Source organism: Clostridium tertium, from assembly GCF_902652255.1.
GTDB lineage: Bacteria > Bacillota > Clostridia > Clostridiales > Clostridiaceae > Clostridium > Clostridium tertium_A.
Map to the genome: position 1 here is coordinate 17,979 of NZ_CACRTO010000009.1, position 17,990 is coordinate 35,968.

Sequence of the window (17,990 nt, forward strand, 5' to 3'; positions counted from 1 at the left end):
ATGAACATAAGAGAGCTTATAAATATTAATATGATTGAGTTAAATCTAGAAGCGAAAGATAAAAATGAAGTAATAGAAAAATTAGCTTGTATATTAGAAGAACAAGGTAAATTAAAGGATAAAGATCTTTATATAAAAGATGTATTAGATAGAGAAAAAGAATCTACAACAGGTGTTGGAAGATTAGTAGCAATACCACATGGAAAGTCAGATGGAGTTAAAGAAACTAGTATTGTGTTTGCGAGAATAAAGGAAGGAATAGATTGGGATTCATTAGATGGACAGCCTGTTAATATAGTATTTCTTTTAGCAGTTCAAAAGAAGGATGCTAGCGATACACATTTAAGAATTTTATCAAAGATAGCAATGAATCTTATGGAAGATGATTTTATAGAGGGACTGTTATCAGCTAATAAAGAAGAGGAAATATTAAATTTAATTAGTGCTATAAATTAAAAAAATTATATAAATATTAAAATTTTGGAGGGATTTATTATGAAATTTGTAGGAGTTACAGCATGTCCAGCGGGAGTTGCACATACATATATGGCAGCAAAGGCATTAGAAAAGGAAGCAAAAGAAAGAGGTCATGAAATATTTATAGAGAAGCAAGGATCATTAGGTATTGAAGATGAGTTAGAAATGAATCAAATTGATGAAGCAGATGCTGTAATATTAGCAGTTGCAGTAGGAATTGAAGGCGAAGAAAGATTTGAAGGTAAAAAGGTTTTAGAAGTTGCTATTGGAGAAGCTTTAAAAGACGTGAAAAAAATATTTGATGAACTAGAAAGCATTTAGATATAGTTTACCAATGATGAAAATTAATATTAAAGGAGGAAATAAGAAATGAATTTAAAAAATGAATTGAAAAGAATGAAAAAAGCAATTTTCACAGGTTTATCATATATGATACCTTTAGTAGCAGGTTCAGGGTTACTTATGGCTATAGGAGTTGTTATTTCATTAGCAATGGGACAAGATCCTTCAGGAAGCAGTTTTGCATGGAGTATTGATGGTAATAATATTGATCAACTTATAAATAGTAGAATAGATCAAATGATATGGTGGACAGGTAAATTTGGATTAAACTTAATGCCAGCATTTTTGGCAGGATATATTGCTAATTCATTAACTGGAAAGCCAGGGCTAGCACCGGGATTCGTAATTGGATGGATTGCAGGTATAATGAACGGATCATTTATTGGAGGAATAGTAGCAGGTTTATTAGCAGGATACGTGGCTGATATTATTAAAAAGAAAGTAAAATTAAGAGGGGCTTATCAATCTTTATTAAGTTTCTCAATTATACCATTATTTACATTATTAATAGGTGCTTTAGTATATAGATACTCAATAGGATTACTTATTAAAGAATTGATGGATGCAATGTATGCTGGATTAGAGTATATGAATGGAAATCCAGATATGAGAGTTTTATTAGCTATAATAATTGGAGCTATGATTTGCTTTGATTTTGGAGGCCCTATTAATAAAACAGCAATATTGTTTGTATATGGAGTTTATGCAGAAACAAGATTACCTTCAACATATGCACATATCGCACTTGCTGTACCTATGACAGCTATGTTTACTACTTATATATTTAATAAAAAGTATTTTAGTGAATCAGGTAAAAATAATGCTCTTTCAAATTTTATTTTGGGTATTTTCGGTATAGGAGAAAATACAATACCATTTGCTATGGCTAAACCAACAATAGTAATTCCAGCAATGGTTTTAGGGGGGGCTACGGCAGCAGGACTAGCAGCATTATTTAATTTAGAATTAATACCTACTTTAGGATTCTATATGGGATTACCTTTTATTGCAATAACTAACGGTGTTATGGGAGTTGTTAAATGGACTATAGCTTTCATTATTGGAGTAGCTGTGGCAACTATAGCTATGACAATATTATTAAGAGTAAGATGTAAGAATGAAAGTGATACAAAAGTATTCTTTGAGAGTGAAGATGCAGGATTTAAAATATAAATAGAATTATTATAGGGTTTTAAGTTAGATAATATGACAATATTTTATCTTAAAACCCTTTAATTTAAAGATTTTATTAATGTAGAGAGGAAAGAAAAAAGATGAAAGAAAAAATCGTAGCAAATATATTCCATCATACGCATTGGGACAATGAATGGTATTTTACTGAGGAGGATTCTTTAATTCAACTTTCATATCATATGAAAGAGCTTATTAAAGCATTTGATGAAGATATAATAGATTACTTTTTCTTAGATGGACAAACTGCAATATTAGATGATTATATGAAACTTCATCCAGAAGATAATGAAAAAATTGCTAAGCTTATAAAAGGAAAAAAATTATTTGTAGGACCATTTCATACACAATTAGATAGCTTTATATCTAGTGGAGAATCTGTAATAAATAATTTAAGATTGGGAATAGAGAAAGCAGATAAAAATGGAGGCGTATCTAAGGTTGCTTATTTACCTGACTCTTTTGGACAATCTCAAGATTTCCCTAAAATTTTCAAATCTATGGGGATAAATGATTTTGTATTTAGACGTGGTATGGGTACAGAACATAATTTACCATTAGATTTTTATTGGAAATCAAATGATGGAAGCACTGTACTTGTTAATACTTTAAATAGTGGATATGGTTTTGCAACAGCACCTTTTGTGAATGAAACATTAATAAAGAATTCAGGAAAAGATTATGATGGAAAAGATGTATCAACACAAATTGAGAATTTATATAAAAATTCATGCTTGCCAAATGAATTTTTATTACCAATAGGAAATGATCAGACTCCTGTAATTTGGAATTTTAAAGAGTTATTAGAGAAATATAATGAAGAATCTGATAAATACAAGTTTATTGAAGTAACTTTAGAAGAGTATATGAAAAAACTAAGAGAAAATGGAGAAAATTTAAAAACTTATGAAGGAGAATTCTTAAATCCTGAATATCATAGAGTACATAAATCAATTTACTCAGCAAGAGCTGATATAAAATCTATTCAAGATAAAATAGAGAGAATTATGACTTATGAGGTACAACCTTTGATGGCAATAGTAGATAAAATAGGGTTACCTTACGATAAAAATATAGTTGATATGATATGGGATCTTTTAGTAAGAAGTCAAACACATTCTTCAGCAACTAATACAGATAAAACTAATGAATTAATATTAAAGAGAAGTGAAAAGGCCTATAATTTAGCTTTATCATTAAAAATATATTTAGCAAGAAAAATTGCAATTACAATAAAAGCAGAAAAAAATAAATATCCGATTGTAGTATTTAATACTTTACCAGAGAAGCAAAATATGTGCATTAATTTAAAAGTTTATTCAAAAGAAAAGGACTTTAAATTAGTCTTAAAAGATAAAGAATTAAGTTACTCTATATTGGAAGCAGAAAAATTATTTTCAGGTACATACAGAAAAGATCCTACTTTAATGAATGAGGATGAATATTACTATAAAACTAATTTAACATTGAATATTGATAACTTTGAAGGATTTTCTTATAAGACAATTTATTTAATAGATGGTGAAAAATCAACTAAAATCAAGAATATAAAAGATAGTAAAGATACTATAGAAAATGAGAGATATAAAGTAAGTTTCATAAATGGAGAATTTGAAGTTTATGATAAAAAATACAATACTCATCATAAAGATGTTATTTGTTTTGAAAATTCAGGTGACGAGGGAGATAATTATGATTACTCATATCCTGATAATGATTGGGTAATAAGATACAATTTTAATGATGGTAAAATTGTGAAGATATATAATGGTGATGAGTTTAGCGAATTAAAAGTAGTAGGAGATATTATGGTACCTGCTAATTTGGAAGAGAGAGAAAAGAAGAATACATCTTCAAAGATGAAATATTCTTTAAATATAAGATTGAAAAAATATAGTGATGTAGTTGAAATTAGTGGGGAAATTGATAATAAAGCATTAAATCACAGATTGAGATTAGTTGTTAAAACAACAAATAAAAGTGAATATTCATATGCAGGAACACAATTTGGTTATGTAAAAAGAGTTGTTGAAGATAAAGCTTTAGCTAACTGGAGAGAAAATGGATGGCTTGAAGAACCATCAGCAATTAATCCGCTATTAAATCATGTTTCATTAATTGGCGAAAATGATATTGCTACAGTTTTCACACGAGGATGTAAGGAATATGAGGTTATAGGAGCAGATAAAACAGATATTGCATTAACTTTATTTAGATCAGTAGGTCACTTAGGTTTACCAGACTTAAATAGAAGACCAGGACGTGCTAGTGGATTAGCTGAAAGAATTATAGAAAGTCCTCTAAGTCAAATGATTGGAAAAAATGAGTTTGAAATTGGACTAGCATACTATGATAAATATGATGCTAATGATGTAAATAAGGATTATATAAAATATGCTACTGACCAAACATATTATCAAAATCAAAGATTGGATAAGGTTGTATTTCCAATAAGTTATTTTGAAACTAATCCATTAAATTTTGAAATTCCAGATGAATTTAAACTATTAGAATTAGAAGAAAGTGAAGCTGTATTTGGAACTCTAAAAAAATGCAACAAAGAAAATGGGTATTTATTAAGAATATTTAATGGAGAAAATCATGAAATAAATGCGGGAAAACTAAATATAGGTTTTAAATATAGTGAATTAAAATCAACTAATATTATAGAAGATGAAGATTCTAAATGTGATATAAATATAGGTAATTTAAAACCTGGTGAAATAAAAAATATTAAAATAATTTTATAAATTGTATGGAGGTACACATGAGATCAAAATATGATAAGCAGCCATTTGTTGAAGTTAAGGGATTTGAAAACTCTCATTCCTGGAGTGGTTATAATTCCATTGTTGAAGAGATAAAAAATAAAGTTGATAGTTTTAATAAAGATAAAGTTATAGTAGCAATTGATTTTTATCCAGGTGTTAGAACAGCGGAAATTGAAACTGGAATAGTAAATAAATTAATGGCAGATTTAACTGTTTATACAGATGAAGATATATTTGAAGATATAGATACTGTTGAAGATAAAATAAAGGAAGTAGTTACTGACGATAGAGTTTTTGGTAGAATTAGTTTACATACTCTTGAGAATTTTATAGATGAGAAGAAGTTAAATGATGTCAAAGAAAAAATAAATAATGCTACAGGAACAGTTGTTGTTTATGGAGTAGGCGCTAACTTATTAGTAGAACCGGATATCTATATATTTGCGGATTTAGCTAGATGGGAAATACAACAAAGATATAGATCAGGAGATATTCCTAACTGGAAGGGTAGAAACTTTAATGAAGATCCATTAAGAAAGTTAAAAAGAGGATACTTCTTTGAATGGAGAGTAGCTGATAGATATAAGAAACGTAGATTTAATAAATTTGATTATATTTTAGATACAAATTTAAAGAATACTCCTAAAATGATAACAGGAGATTCATTTAGAGCAGGTTTAAAAGAAACTGTTAATAGACCTTTTAGAGTTGTTCCATTCTTTGACCCAGGGGTTTGGGGTGGACAATGGATGAAGGAGGTTTGTGATTTAGATAGAAATATGGAAAGCTATGCTTGGTGCTTTGACTGTGTACCAGAAGAAAACTCTTTATTATTAAAGGTTGGAGATAATATTGTTGAAATTCCATCTATTGATGCTGTACTAACTCATCCGAGAGAGTTATTAGGAGAAAAGGTACATGGTAGATTTGGGGCAGACTTCCCAATAAGATTTGATTTCTTAGATACTATGGGAGGACAAAACTTATCTCTTCAAGTACATCCAGTAGTAGAGTACGCTCAAGAGAAGTTTGGTCTTCACTATACTCAAGAGGAATCATATTATCTTTTAGATGCAAAGGAAGATGAGGAGACCTATGTATATCTTGGAGTAAAGGATGGAATGACTAAAGAAAAATTCTTTGGTGATTTAAGAAAGGCTCAAAATGGAGAGGGAGATTTTAATGCAGAGGAATACTCTAATAAAATAAAGGCTAAGAAGCATGATCACTTCCTAATTCCGCCTGGAACGGTTCATTGCTCAGGTGCTGATACTATGGTTTTAGAAATATCATCAACTCCGAACTTATTTACATTTAAGTTATGGGATTGGGGTAGACTTGGTATGGATGGTAAACCAAGACCAATTAATATAGGCCATGGGGAAGAGGTAGTTCAATTTGATAGAGATACTAAATGGACTATGGATAACTTAGTTAATCAAATAGAGGTAGTAGCAGAAGGTGATGGTTGGGTTGAAGAGAGAACAGGTCTTCATGAAAAAGAATTTATAGAAACTAGAAGACACTGGTTTACAAAAGAAGTACATCACAATACTAATGGTGGAGTTAATGTACTTAATCTAGTTGAGGGGGATGAGGCCATTATTGAGTCTCCTAACAATAAGTTTGAACCATTTGTAGTACACTATGCAGAAACCTTTATCATACCAGCATCAGTTGGTGAATATACAATTAAGCCATATGGTGATTCTGTAGGCAAAAAGATAGCTACAATAAAGGCATATGTTAGAAACTAAATGTTAGGCTAACAGATTTGAGTGTTCATGATACTTTATGGTTTGATGGAGGATTTATTATTGAATAAAAGTTTGTTTGTAATAGACTTGGATGGTACTTTATTAAGTCATAAAGATATTATACTAGATGAAAATGTAGAAAAATATATAAAAGTATAAAGTTAAAAGTTTGAACTGCCCTCTGTCTATTTAGCAGAGGGCAGTTTATTCTAAATAAGATAGAATTATTGTAATTTTTAAGATTAAGAGGATGTTATTCTTAGAAGTACGAGCTTAAATATAAGGAATGGGAGAGAAGAAATATGTATCCAATTATATTTGAAAATATTTATTATGATAAAATATGGGGTGGAAGAGACTTTGAGTCATTTAGAAGTAACTTACCAGAAGGAATGATAGGAGAATCATGGGATATAGCATGCCATCCTAATGGTATAGGGATAGTTAAAAATGGAGATTTTAAAGGGATTAGTTTTGATAAACTAATAGAAATGTATGGACACAAGTTAGTCGGAGAAAAGATAAGTGTAGATAAGTTTCCGTTATTAGTGAAGTTAATAAATTCAAAGGAAAAGCTATCAGTACAAGTACATCCAGGAGATGAATATGCTAAGAAGTATGAAAATGAATTTGGAAAGACAGAAGCTTGGTATGTAATAGATGCAAAGCCGGGAGCTTCATTAATAGTAGGAACAAAGAATTGTGATAAGGATACCTTTGAAAAAGCTATAGAAGAAGGAAAGGTCGAAGACTATTTAAATAGAATAGAAGTAAAAAAAGGGGATTGTTTCTTAATAGATAGTGGATTAGTTCATGCAATATGTGAAGGGGTAATAATAGCAGAGATACAACAAAATAGCGATGTAACTTATAGGGTGTTTGACTATGGTAGACCGAGAGAAATCCATGTGGAAAAATCATTAGATGTAATGAATTTTAATTTACAATGTAAAAATTTATCTAACAACCAAGAGAAACAAAAGGATGGATACAAAGAAGTTTTTTTGTGTGAAAATGAGTATTTTCATATGGAGAAATTAACTGTAGATAATGAATACAAGAATGAAAGTGATAAAGATAGATTTTATATATATACAGTAGTAGATGGAGAAGGAGAAATAATTTCAGTAAATAATACTTTGAAGATAAATAAAGGAGATTCTATCTTTATACCAGCAACCTTAGGAGAATTTAAAATTGTGGGAAATATAACTATGTTAATGAGTTATGCAGTTTAATAGTAAGAGGGTAGAAAAATTATCTAGATAATTTGTTAATTATAAATTAAGCTGAAAATTTATTTAATCTATTGTTTGAATAATTTAGTACTGATTACTGAATCTAAAAAAGTAGCTACTATTAATAGATTTTTATCTATTAGTAATAGCTACTTTTAAATATATTACTTTGTATAATTATCGAAATAACCTTGGATGAAGATTATAGGAGTTCCCTTATCTCCACTTCCTGATGTTAAGTCAGATAATGATCCTATAAGGTCAGTAAGTCTTCTTGGAGTAGTACCTTGAGATTCCATAGCTCCAACTAAGTCTGATTCTTTATTTCTAATATAGTCTGATATTGCTTTCTTAAGTTCTTCACCCTTTAAGTCAGCAAAGTTATTATCAGCAAGATATTTTAATTTGATTTCATTTGGAGTACCATTTAAACCTGCTGTATATGCTGGTGAAACAACTGGATCAGCAAGTTCCCAAATCTTACCTACTGGATCTTTGAAAGCACCATCTCCATAAATCATAACTTCAACATCTTTTCCTGTCTTTTCTTTAAGAATAGCTTGTATATTATCAACTATTGGTTGACAGTCACGAGGGAAAAGCTTAACAGTTTCTTCAGTTGATTTATTTGAACCTAATAATCCATAAGCTTCATTACATCCGCTTCCATCAATAGATTCACATAATATATTATCAAGGCTATAGACCTTTTCTCCACCATTTGCTTTTAAAATCTTCTTAGTTCTAAATCTTGTATGAATGTCACAAGTAAGAACGCTCTTTGTATAATTTAATATAGTCTTAGGATTGTTTGAGAATATTACTTCACACTCAACACCATATTCTTCTACTAAAGATTTATAGTAATCAATGTAGTCAACACCTGTGAAAGTGTGTTTATTATATCCAAATAAATTACGGAATTCTTGTTCTGTTAAAACATCTGTCCAAGGATTAACTCCCTTTTCATCTAGCATATCTAAGTCAACTAAGTGATTTCCAACTTCATCAGATGGATAGCTTAACATTAATACTATTTTCTTAGCTCCCTTTGCTATACCACGAAGGCAGATTGCAAAACGGTTACGACTTAAGATTGGGAATATTACACCAATAGTATCATCACCAAACTTAGCTTTAACATCTGTAGCAATATTATCTATAGAAGCATAATTTCCTTGAGCACGTGCAACTATTGATTCAGTTACAGTAACTATATCTTTATCATTTATAGTAAAGCCTTCAGCTTCTGAAGCTTTAAGTACGCTTTCTACAACGATATCTTCAATTTTATCCCCTTCTTTAATGATTGGGCAACGAAGACCTCTAACAACTGTACCAACAACTCTTTCCAAAACAATCTCTCCTATCAATTTAAAATTAAATTTAAATATTTCATACTCTTGTAATATACACCAATTAATGATATAAGTAAAATAAATAGAGTTAATACATGGTATAAGGAGTACTTATATGGTTACTAAATTAGATTTATATAAAGTGTTTTGTCAGGTAGGAAAAAGCAAAAGTTTTTCAAAGGCAGCAAAGGAACTTTACATGACACAGCCAGCAGTTAGCCAGGCTATAATGCAATTAGAAGGGGAACTAGATATTAGACTTTTTCATAGGACACCAAAGGGGGTAACCTTAACTAATGAAGGAAGCCTTTTGTTTGAATATGTAAATTCAGCGATTAATTTAATAAGTGCTGGAGAAGTCAAAATATTAGAATTTAAAGATTTAACTATTGGAGAATTAAAGATTGGTGTAGGGGATAGTATATCTAAGTATTTTCTACTTCCATATTTAGAAGACTTTCATAATAAATACCCTAATCTTAAGTTTAAGATTATAAATGGCACGACATTAGAACTTTGTGCCTTAATTAAGTCAGGGGAAATTGATATAGCTATTTGTAATTTACCATTAGATGATCCTTCATTAGAAATAAGACCTTGTGGAGAAGTTAGAGATATTTTCGTTTGTGGAGAGAAGTATAAGGATTTATCAAAGAAGAAAATTTCATTAGAAGAGATGGTTAAATATCCTCTAATATTTCTAGAACCTAATTCAAATTCAAGAAAATATGTAGAGAAGTTTATGCTATCTAAAGGTATAAAAATAGCCCCAGAATTTGAACTTGGATCCTTTGATTTATTATTGGAGTTTGCAAAGATAAACTTAGGCATTGCCTGTGTAGTAAAGGAGTTTTCAAGAGATTATTTAGAAAGGGGATTATTATATGAAGTTAAGACATTAGAAGAAATCCCTAGTAGAAGTATAGGAGTCTGTTATCTAAAGAGTGTTCCACTTTCATTAGCTTCTACTAAGTTTGTTGAGATATTAGAGAGTTAATTAATACCTATTGCGTTTACATAAACTATTTTAATAGTTTAGTTTTAATTACTAAAAGTATTAAAATTAATATAAATATTATATAATTGATATTAGTAAATTAATTGTGAATCTGAAAATTAAGAGATTTGTAATTAAAATAATTTTTCAAATTAAGGATAAGAAATGGATAATAGAAATTTAACTATAAAAGATATAGCAGAAATGGCTGGGGTTGCAAAAAGTACAGTTTCTAGATATTTAAATGGCGGTAAAATAAGTGAGAGTACAAGCGAGAAAATAAAAGTTATTATAGATAAATATAATTATGAACCTAATGCTTTTGCTCAAAGCTTAAAGGCAAAGAGAACAAAATTTGTTGGAATAATAGCACCTTGTTTAGATTCTGTAGTTACATCAAGAGTAATTATGTCTATTGATGAAAGACTTAGAGAAAAAGGATATAATTCATTAATATTAAATACAAGCTTAAATAAAGAAAGTGAAGTTGAAAATATTGAAAATTTATCTAGGCTTAAGGTTGATGGAATTATTTTAATAGGTACAGAAATAACTAATGAGCATAAGAAAGCTATAAGTAAATTAAAAATTCCTATTATTATAGTAGGACAGAAGTACGATAAAGCAATCTCTATTATTAATGATGACTATAATGCAGGGAAAGTTGTAGGCGAGTACATTTTAAAAAATGGACATAAAAAAGTACTATATCTAGGTGTTGAAGAAAGTGATGAAGCAGTTGGAATCATAAGAAAAAAAGGTGTAAGAGAATCTTTGCTTAGAGATAAAACTGTAACATTTAAAGAAATAACTACAAGTTTTAGTGCAGAAAACTCTGAAAAAATAGTTAATGAATTAATAAATAATTTAGAGGAAACTGTTATTATTTGTGCTACAGATAAAATAGCTTTAGGAGCTTTGAAAGCTATCAATAAGAATAATAAAAGTGTTCCAGAAGATATTTCCTTAGTTGGTTTTGGAGGATACGATATTTCATCAATGATTACACCTAGCTTAACAACTATTAGATTTAACAATAATGAGGCTGGTATAATTTCTGCAAATACAATTATAAATTTAATAGAAGAAAAAGAAGTTGAAAGTTTACAGATAATAGGATTTGATTTTATTAAAGGGGAAAGCGTTAAAGAAATTGCTAAATAATAATTTATTAAATCTAAAATTTAAATAAGAGGCTAATGGTTAATACTCCAGCTAGGTTTAAAGTGGATATATATAAGTTTACGTTGTCTTGGATAGAAGCAGCGGAAACTTATATATATCCACTTTAATCATATAAAGAGAAAAATTACTCTTGAAAATGTTTTCTGTATCTATTGCATATGGGTAAATAATATGATAATATCTAATCATAGATTTTAGGAACCGGTTCCACTGGTTAAAAAAAAGTATAGGGGGAAGAAACTATGTCAAATAAAAGTGAACAAAATAAAAAAATTTCTGAAGAAATATTAGTACATATTGGCGGAAAAGATAACGTCCAAGGAGTAGCACATTGTGCTACAAGATTAAGAATAGTATTAGAAGATACTAAAAAAGTTAATATGAAAGAAATAGAAAATGTTGACCTAGCTAAAGGTGTATTTTTAGTTGGGGATCAATTACAAATAATATTTGGAGCAGGTACTGTTAATGATGTATATAAAGTATTTGCAAAAGTATCAGGAAAAGAGAATATGTCTTTAAAGGATGTTAAGGCAAAATCTGCTGAAAAGCAAAATAGATTTCAGAAAGCTATTAAATCTTTATCAGATGTATTTGTAGATATTATTCCGGGATTACTTGCAGCTGCATTATTAATGGGTATTACAGGATTATTAACTCAACAAGGAATATTTGGAGAACAATCAGTAGTTGAGATGTTTCCATCCTTAGCTGGATTCAATAGATTTATGCAAATAACATCAACAGGAATATTTACTATACTGCCATTACTAGTAGCTTACTCTGCTACTAAAAGGTTTGGTGGGAATCCAGTTTTAGGTTTAGTTATTGGAGCAATAATGCTACATCCAGACTTAGCAAATGCTTACAGTGTTGGTAATGGATCTGTAGAACCAGAAGTTATTAATATTTTTGGATTAAAAGTTGAGCTTGTTGCTTTCCAAGGTGGAATAATAATTGCATTAATGATGGGATTCATAACAGCAAAGCTTGATAATTTCTTTAATAAGGTAATTCCTGATTTAGTTAAGTTATTCTTATCACCATTAGCAACTGTAACAGTTGGAGCATTTTTACTATTTACTATAATTGGACCAGTTGGTCGTGGATTATCAGATGTTGTAACAAGCTCATTATTATGGACAACAACTAATTTAGGTATTTTTGGATATATGATTTTTGCTGGTATTCAACAAATAGTTGTAATAACAGGATTACATCACGTAATAGGTGCAGTAGAAGCTCAATTAATTGCAGATACAGGAAGAAACTTCATAATGCCATTAATGTCAGTAGCATTAATTGGTCAAGGAGGAGCTGTATTAGGGTATTTAGTGGCTAACTGGAAGAATATGAAGGAAAGACAAATTTGTATTTCTTCATTTGGATCAGTATTATTTGGTATATCTGAACCAGCAATATTTGGTGTAACATTAAAAAATAAATTTCCTCTAGTAGCTGGATGCATAGCAGGAGCTTTAGGTGGAGCTTATATTTACATAACTAAGGTAACTGCCATAGGATTTGGAGCTACAGCTATACCAGGACTTGCAATAGTTGCAGCTGAAAATTCAGGTCATTTAAATTACTTAGTGGCTCATGTAATAGCTCTATTAGCAGGTGCAATTTTAACAATTATCTTTGCTAAAGCTAAAAGAAAATCAGCTTAAAATACAATTTGGGGGTTAAGATGATAATTTATAAGGAAGAAAAGCATAGAACAATAATCGAAGCAACAGAAGCAGAACTTAATGAACTTAAAAATAAATCAATAAATGATCCATGGAAACCTAATTATCACATTCATCCTGAATTTGGTTTATTAAATGATCCAAATGGATTAGCTTATTATAAAGGTAAGTATAGATTATTTCATCAGTGGTACCCATTTGGAGTAACCCATGGAATGAAGCATTGGGCTCAATTGGAATCAGAAGATTTAGTAAATTGGAAAAGGGTAGGGGTAGCACTTACTCCTACTGAAACTTATGAATCTCATGGAGCTTATTCAGGAACAGCTATGGAGATTGATGGAAAGCTATATTTATATTACACAGGTAATATTAAGCTTGGAAAAGAAGAGAGAAGTGCTAATCAATGTTTAGCTATTATGAATGAAAATGGAAAAGTTGAAAAGTATAGTAATAACCCTTTAATATTAGGAGTGCCTGAAGGATATACAGGTCATGTAAGAGATCCTAAGGTATTTAAAAAAGATAATAATTACTATATGATTTTAGGTGCTCAAAGGTTAGATGAGACTGGAACATTTATTATGTATAAGTCAGTTGATGGTTTAGAATGGACTTTCCTTGGAGAATTAAGCCTTGAAAACTTTGATAATAACTTTGGATATATGTGGGAGTGCCCAGATTATATAAATATTGATGGAAAAGATGTACTAATATTTTCTCCACAAGGGATAGATCCAGTAGAAAACAAATATCATAACATTTTTAACGTTGTTTATATAATTGGAAAGTTTGATGTAGAAAATTTAAAATTTATAGTAGAAAGCTACGATGAATTTGATGCTGGATTTGATTTTTATGCACCTCAAAGCTTTAAAGGCAAAATGAACCAATCATTATTATTTGCATGGGCAGGTATGGGAGAATTTAAAGCTCCTACTGATGATAATCTATGGGCAAATTGTTTGACTTTCCCTAGAGAGTTAGCTATAAAAGAAGGTAAGTTATATCAAGTACCAGCTAAAGAATTAGAGCTTTTAAGAGCTAATGAAGTAAATAATAGTGGAATATCTAATGAAAGAATAAAGATTTCAAATGAAAATAATTGTTATGAACTAGATTTAACTATTGATTCATTAGAAGCAAATAAGTTTGGAATTGAGTTCTTAGTATCAGAAGAAGAAAAGCTAACATTAACCTTTAATAAGGATAATAAGAGTGTTGTTTTAGATAGAAGTAATATGGTACATCAGTATGCAGAGGAATATGGAAATGTAAGAGAGACAATAATAAAATCCTTTGATAAAATAAATGTAAAAGCTTTAGTTGATAATAGTATAATAGAAATATTTATTAATAATGGAGAAAAAGCATTTACATCTAGGATATTCCCATTAGAAGATTCTAATGGAGTAGAAATCTTTACTGATAGTGAGATAAAATATAATTATAGCAAATATTCTTTGAAAAAAGGGATATAGATTTGGAGGTAATAAACTATGAATAATATATATTGTATTGGTGAATTATTAATAGATATGGTTTCTCTAGATGGAGATAATTACTTAAAGAAACCAGGTGGAGCACCTGCCAATGTTGCTGTAGCTATAAGTAAATTAGGTGGAAAGTCTTACTTTTTAGGGCAAGTTGGAAAAGATAATTTTGGAGGCTTTTTAAAGAAAACTTTAATAGAAAACAATGTTGATACATCACTTATGAAAGATGAAGGAAAGACAACTTTGGCATTAGTTACTTTAGATAAAAGTGGAGAAAGAAGTTTTGAATTTTACAGAGGAAGTGATAGTAAATATGTTATTGATCCAGCAAAGATATCAATAGATAATAAAGATATCATACATTTTGGATCTGCTACAGTATTCCTAGGTGGAAAGATTCAAGAAACTTATTATTCGCTTTTAAAAGAAGGAAAGTCTAAAGGTGCATTAATTACTTTTGACCCTAATTATAGAGATGTACTAATAACAGAAGATTTATTAGAAGAATATAAAAAGCATTGTTGGAACTTTATGAAGGAAGCAGATTTTATTAAGTTAAGTGATGAAGAAGCTATGCTATTAACAAATACTAAGACTTTAGAAGAATCAATAAAAGTATTGAAAGACTCTAACCTTAAAACTATTGCAATAACTTTAGGTAAAGAAGGAACAATGCTCATAGAAGGAAATAAATCAATTATAATAGGTTCAATAGAGATAGAGCAAAAGGATTCTACAGGTGCAGGAGATGCTTTTGTTGGAGCTGTATTATATGGATTAACAAGAAGTGAAAATAAAGATTATGGACAAATAATAGAGTTTGCAAATGTAGTTGGAGCTATGACTTGTGAGGAATATGGTGCAATACCAGCAATACCAACCTTAGACAAAGTAATTAAAAGAAAAGGTAAAGTTGAGTTTTAGTTATACATCAAAAAAAGAATAATTGAAGTTTAAGACCTAGAAGTTAAGAAATTTCTTAACTTCTGGGTCTTATTTATATTAAAGACTTAATTTGTTTTGATAGAGATAATTAAGAAAAAAACAGTAGTTGAAGTTGAAAGAAGAATTTATTTAAACCATGTATAGAATAGGTATATGATTTAAAGGAAATAGATATTTTGATTTATAGTATTTGATTAAGATTTGTAAATATTATAGGAAAACTAATACCATAATAAGAAAGATAAGTAGAAATTATAAAAGGAGGAAAGTTAATAGAGATTATAGAAATAATAAGAATAAACAGAACTTATAGAGAAAAAAATAATAATTTATAAAATGAGGTGAAAATATGTGTACAGCATTAACTATTAAATCAAGTAAAGGTAATAGCTTTTTTGGAAGAAATATGGACTTGGAGTATTATTTTAATCAATCTGTTATGGTTCTTCCGAGGAATTATGAGTATGAAGATAAGGTTACTGGCAATATGATAAAGGGTAAGTATGCAATTATTGGAATGGGAACTGTTATTGAGAATCATGCTGCGATGGCTGATGGTATGAATGAAAAAGGGTTAGCATGTGCAGGATTAAATTTTTCAGGATTTGCTTATTATGAAAAAGAACCAATAGAAGGAAAAGTAAATATTGCACCCTATGACTTTATACTTTGGGTTCTATCTAATCATGAAACAGTAGATGAAGTTAAGAAAGAGATTAATAACATAGAGTTAGTAGATGTACCTTTAAATGAAAATAATCCTGTACCAACTCTTCATTGGATGATAGTAGATAAAACAGGAAAATCTATAGTAGTAGAGAAAACTAAGAATGAGTTTGCAGTTTATGATAATAATATTGGAGTACTTACTAATAATCCAACCTTTGATTGGCATTTAATTAATTTAAGTGAGTATATAGGTCTTACAGAGAAACATCCTAAAGAAACTAGATGGTGCAATCAAGAATTAGAACCTTTAGGAGTTGGAGCAGGAACTATAGGAATTCCAGGAGATTTTTCTTCAGTTTCAAGGTTTGTAAGAATTGCATTTATTAAATCTAGAATGCCAAAAGTAGAAGATGATTTAAGTTCTCTTAGTCAATTCTTTCATATGCTTGACTATGTGGCAATGGTAAAAGGAGGAGTAATGACAGCAGAAGGAAAAGAAGACTTTACTTTATATTCTTCATGCATGAACCAAGAAAAAGGTATTTATTATTATAAAACCTACAATAATAATAGAATAAATGCTGTTGATATAAATAAGGAAGAATTAGATGGTAGAGAGATTAAAGTCTATCCTTATTTAATAAAACAGGATATAAATTATCAAAATTAATAAAAATAAGCTAGTAATTACTAAAAAGTTGATATGCTCCCTTTATAGTAGACAGTTTAAATAATATATAAGTAATTATTAAATATAAAGAACAAATAGATAAGATAATTTCAGTGAATAGGAAGGATAATTAACTTTGAGAATAAATAAACTATTAAGCAACTATGGATATTGCTCAAGAAAAGAAGTAAGTAGGTTAATTGAAGATAAAAGAATAATGGTTAATGGAAAACTCTGTGAGCAAGGACAGTGGGTTGAAGAAAGTGATGATATATTATTAGATGGAGAAAAAGTTAAGCAAAAGGAAAGGGTATATATAGCCTTAAATAAACCTAAAGGGATAGTTTGTACTTCATCAAGAGAAATAAAAGATAATATAATTGATTTTTTAAATTATAAGGAATATGTTTTTCCAGTTGGACGATTAGATAAAGATTCTGAGGGGCTTATACTAATGACTAATGATGGAGATCTTGCAAATAAAATACTATCTTCAGAAAGTTATCATGAAAAAGAGTATATAGTAACTTTAGATAAAGACTTTGATGATGAGTTTATTTATAAGATGTCAAATGGTGTTAATATACTAGGAACAGTTACAAGACCTTGCAAATTAACCAGAATAAATAATAATACATTTAAGATAATTTTAACTCAAGGTCTAAACAGGCAAATAAGAAGAATGTGCAAAACTTTAGGATATAATGTTATTAAATTAGAACGAATAAGGATAGTAAATATACTTTCTAATGGAATAGAACTTGGAAAGTGGAGAGAATTAACCAAGGAAGAAGTAGAAGAATTAAATTCTATAGAGCTTATTTAATACAGTTTAAGATACTGTAACAGTAGGGGATATTAGATGGATATCAAGTACATACTTTATAATAATACAATATGTTAATTATTTTAAATTAAGTCTTACATAGGATGAATGAAAAAGTGGATCACGAGGTGAACCACTTTCTTTTTGTGTGCGCCAAGCATTGGAAACAATTTGACTGTGAAAGTCAGTTAAGGGCTTGGTAGTGGAAACCACTAGCGAATGCCTAAAGTATTAACTGTTAGGTGGAACCTGAAGTAAGTCTTGGCTTTTTATAAGGTATATCCTAAGAAGACGGAAATGTTAGGAATTATAGATTAGGAAGCTTAAGATTGCTATCAATGATATCAATGTCATTACAAAATATAGCAATAACTACT

The 17,990-nt window shown here is 29.2% G+C and carries 14 protein-coding genes; 13 read left to right on the plus strand and 1 reads right to left on the minus strand.

Going from position 1 to position 17,990, the window contains the following annotated elements; translation table 11 throughout:
• The 6 genes from GPX08_RS04295 (at position 1) to manA (ending at position 7,776) form a co-directional block, all read left to right on the plus strand.
• Positions 1–456, plus strand: a complete 456-nt coding sequence (locus GPX08_RS04295) for a PTS mannose transporter subunit IIAB (RefSeq protein ID WP_156625618.1) — start codon at positions 1–3, stop codon at positions 454–456.
• A 39-nt stretch (positions 457–495) separates the two neighbouring features.
• On the plus strand, positions 496–798 hold the full coding sequence (locus tag GPX08_RS04300; protein WP_156625619.1) for a PTS fructose transporter subunit IIBC: 303 nt from the start codon (positions 496–498) through the stop codon (positions 796–798).
• A gap of 48 nt (positions 799–846) precedes the next feature.
• Positions 847–1,992 carry a hypothetical protein gene (locus GPX08_RS04305; protein ID WP_156625620.1) on the plus strand — a complete coding sequence of 382 codons (1,146 nt, stop codon included), beginning with the start codon at positions 847–849 and terminating at the stop codon, positions 1,990–1,992.
• A gap of 101 nt (positions 1,993–2,093) precedes the next feature.
• Positions 2,094–4,760: a PTS fructose transporter subunit IIA gene (locus tag GPX08_RS04310; RefSeq protein WP_156625621.1), complete on the plus strand. Its 2,667-nt coding sequence runs from the start codon at positions 2,094–2,096 to the stop codon at positions 4,758–4,760.
• A gap of 17 nt (positions 4,761–4,777) precedes the next feature.
• Positions 4,778–6,538 carry a mannose-6-phosphate isomerase gene (locus GPX08_RS04315; RefSeq protein WP_156625622.1) on the plus strand — a complete coding sequence of 587 codons (1,761 nt, stop codon included), beginning with the start codon at positions 4,778–4,780 and terminating at the stop codon, positions 6,536–6,538.
• Between the two features lie 302 nt (positions 6,539–6,840).
• Positions 6,841–7,776 carry a mannose-6-phosphate isomerase, class I gene (manA, locus tag GPX08_RS04320; protein WP_156625623.1) on the plus strand — a complete coding sequence of 312 codons (936 nt, stop codon included), beginning with the start codon at positions 6,841–6,843 and terminating at the stop codon, positions 7,774–7,776.
• Between the two features lie 164 nt (positions 7,777–7,940).
• Here manA and GPX08_RS04325 read toward each other — a convergent pair whose 3' ends face one another.
• A complete protein-coding gene (locus GPX08_RS04325) occupies positions 7,941–9,131 on the minus strand; it encodes a F420-0--gamma-glutamyl ligase (protein ID WP_156625624.1) in 1,191 nt (396 codons plus the stop codon).
• A 118-nt stretch (positions 9,132–9,249) separates the two neighbouring features.
• Here GPX08_RS04325 and GPX08_RS04330 point away from each other — a divergent pair, with 118 nt between their 5' ends.
• The 7 genes from GPX08_RS04330 (at position 9,250) to GPX08_RS04360 (ending at position 17,613) form a co-directional block, all read left to right on the plus strand.
• A complete protein-coding gene (locus GPX08_RS04330) occupies positions 9,250–10,131 on the plus strand; it encodes a LysR family transcriptional regulator (RefSeq protein ID WP_156625625.1) in 882 nt (293 codons plus the stop codon).
• Positions 10,132–10,296: 165 nt separating this feature from the next.
• Complete coding sequence (locus GPX08_RS04335; protein WP_156625626.1) at positions 10,297–11,295, plus strand: substrate-binding domain-containing protein; 999 nt, start codon at positions 10,297–10,299, stop codon at positions 11,293–11,295.
• A 263-nt stretch (positions 11,296–11,558) separates the two neighbouring features.
• Positions 11,559–12,986 carry a PTS sugar transporter gene (locus GPX08_RS04340; protein ID WP_156625627.1) on the plus strand — a complete coding sequence of 476 codons (1,428 nt, stop codon included), beginning with the start codon at positions 11,559–11,561 and terminating at the stop codon, positions 12,984–12,986.
• A 20-nt stretch (positions 12,987–13,006) separates the two neighbouring features.
• On the plus strand, positions 13,007–14,488 hold the full coding sequence (locus GPX08_RS04345; RefSeq protein WP_156625628.1) for a sucrose-6-phosphate hydrolase: 1,482 nt from the start codon (positions 13,007–13,009) through the stop codon (positions 14,486–14,488).
• 18 nt (positions 14,489–14,506) lie between these two features.
• Entirely contained in the window at positions 14,507–15,427 is a 921-nt protein-coding gene (locus GPX08_RS04350; RefSeq protein WP_156625629.1) for a carbohydrate kinase, read from the plus strand.
• A gap of 370 nt (positions 15,428–15,797) precedes the next feature.
• Positions 15,798–16,787: a linear amide C-N hydrolase gene (locus GPX08_RS04355; RefSeq protein ID WP_156625630.1), complete on the plus strand. Its 990-nt coding sequence runs from the start codon at positions 15,798–15,800 to the stop codon at positions 16,785–16,787.
• A 136-nt stretch (positions 16,788–16,923) separates the two neighbouring features.
• Positions 16,924–17,613 carry a pseudouridine synthase gene (locus GPX08_RS04360; RefSeq protein WP_156625631.1) on the plus strand — a complete coding sequence of 230 codons (690 nt, stop codon included), beginning with the start codon at positions 16,924–16,926 and terminating at the stop codon, positions 17,611–17,613.
• Positions 17,614–17,990: the final 377 nt, after the last annotated feature.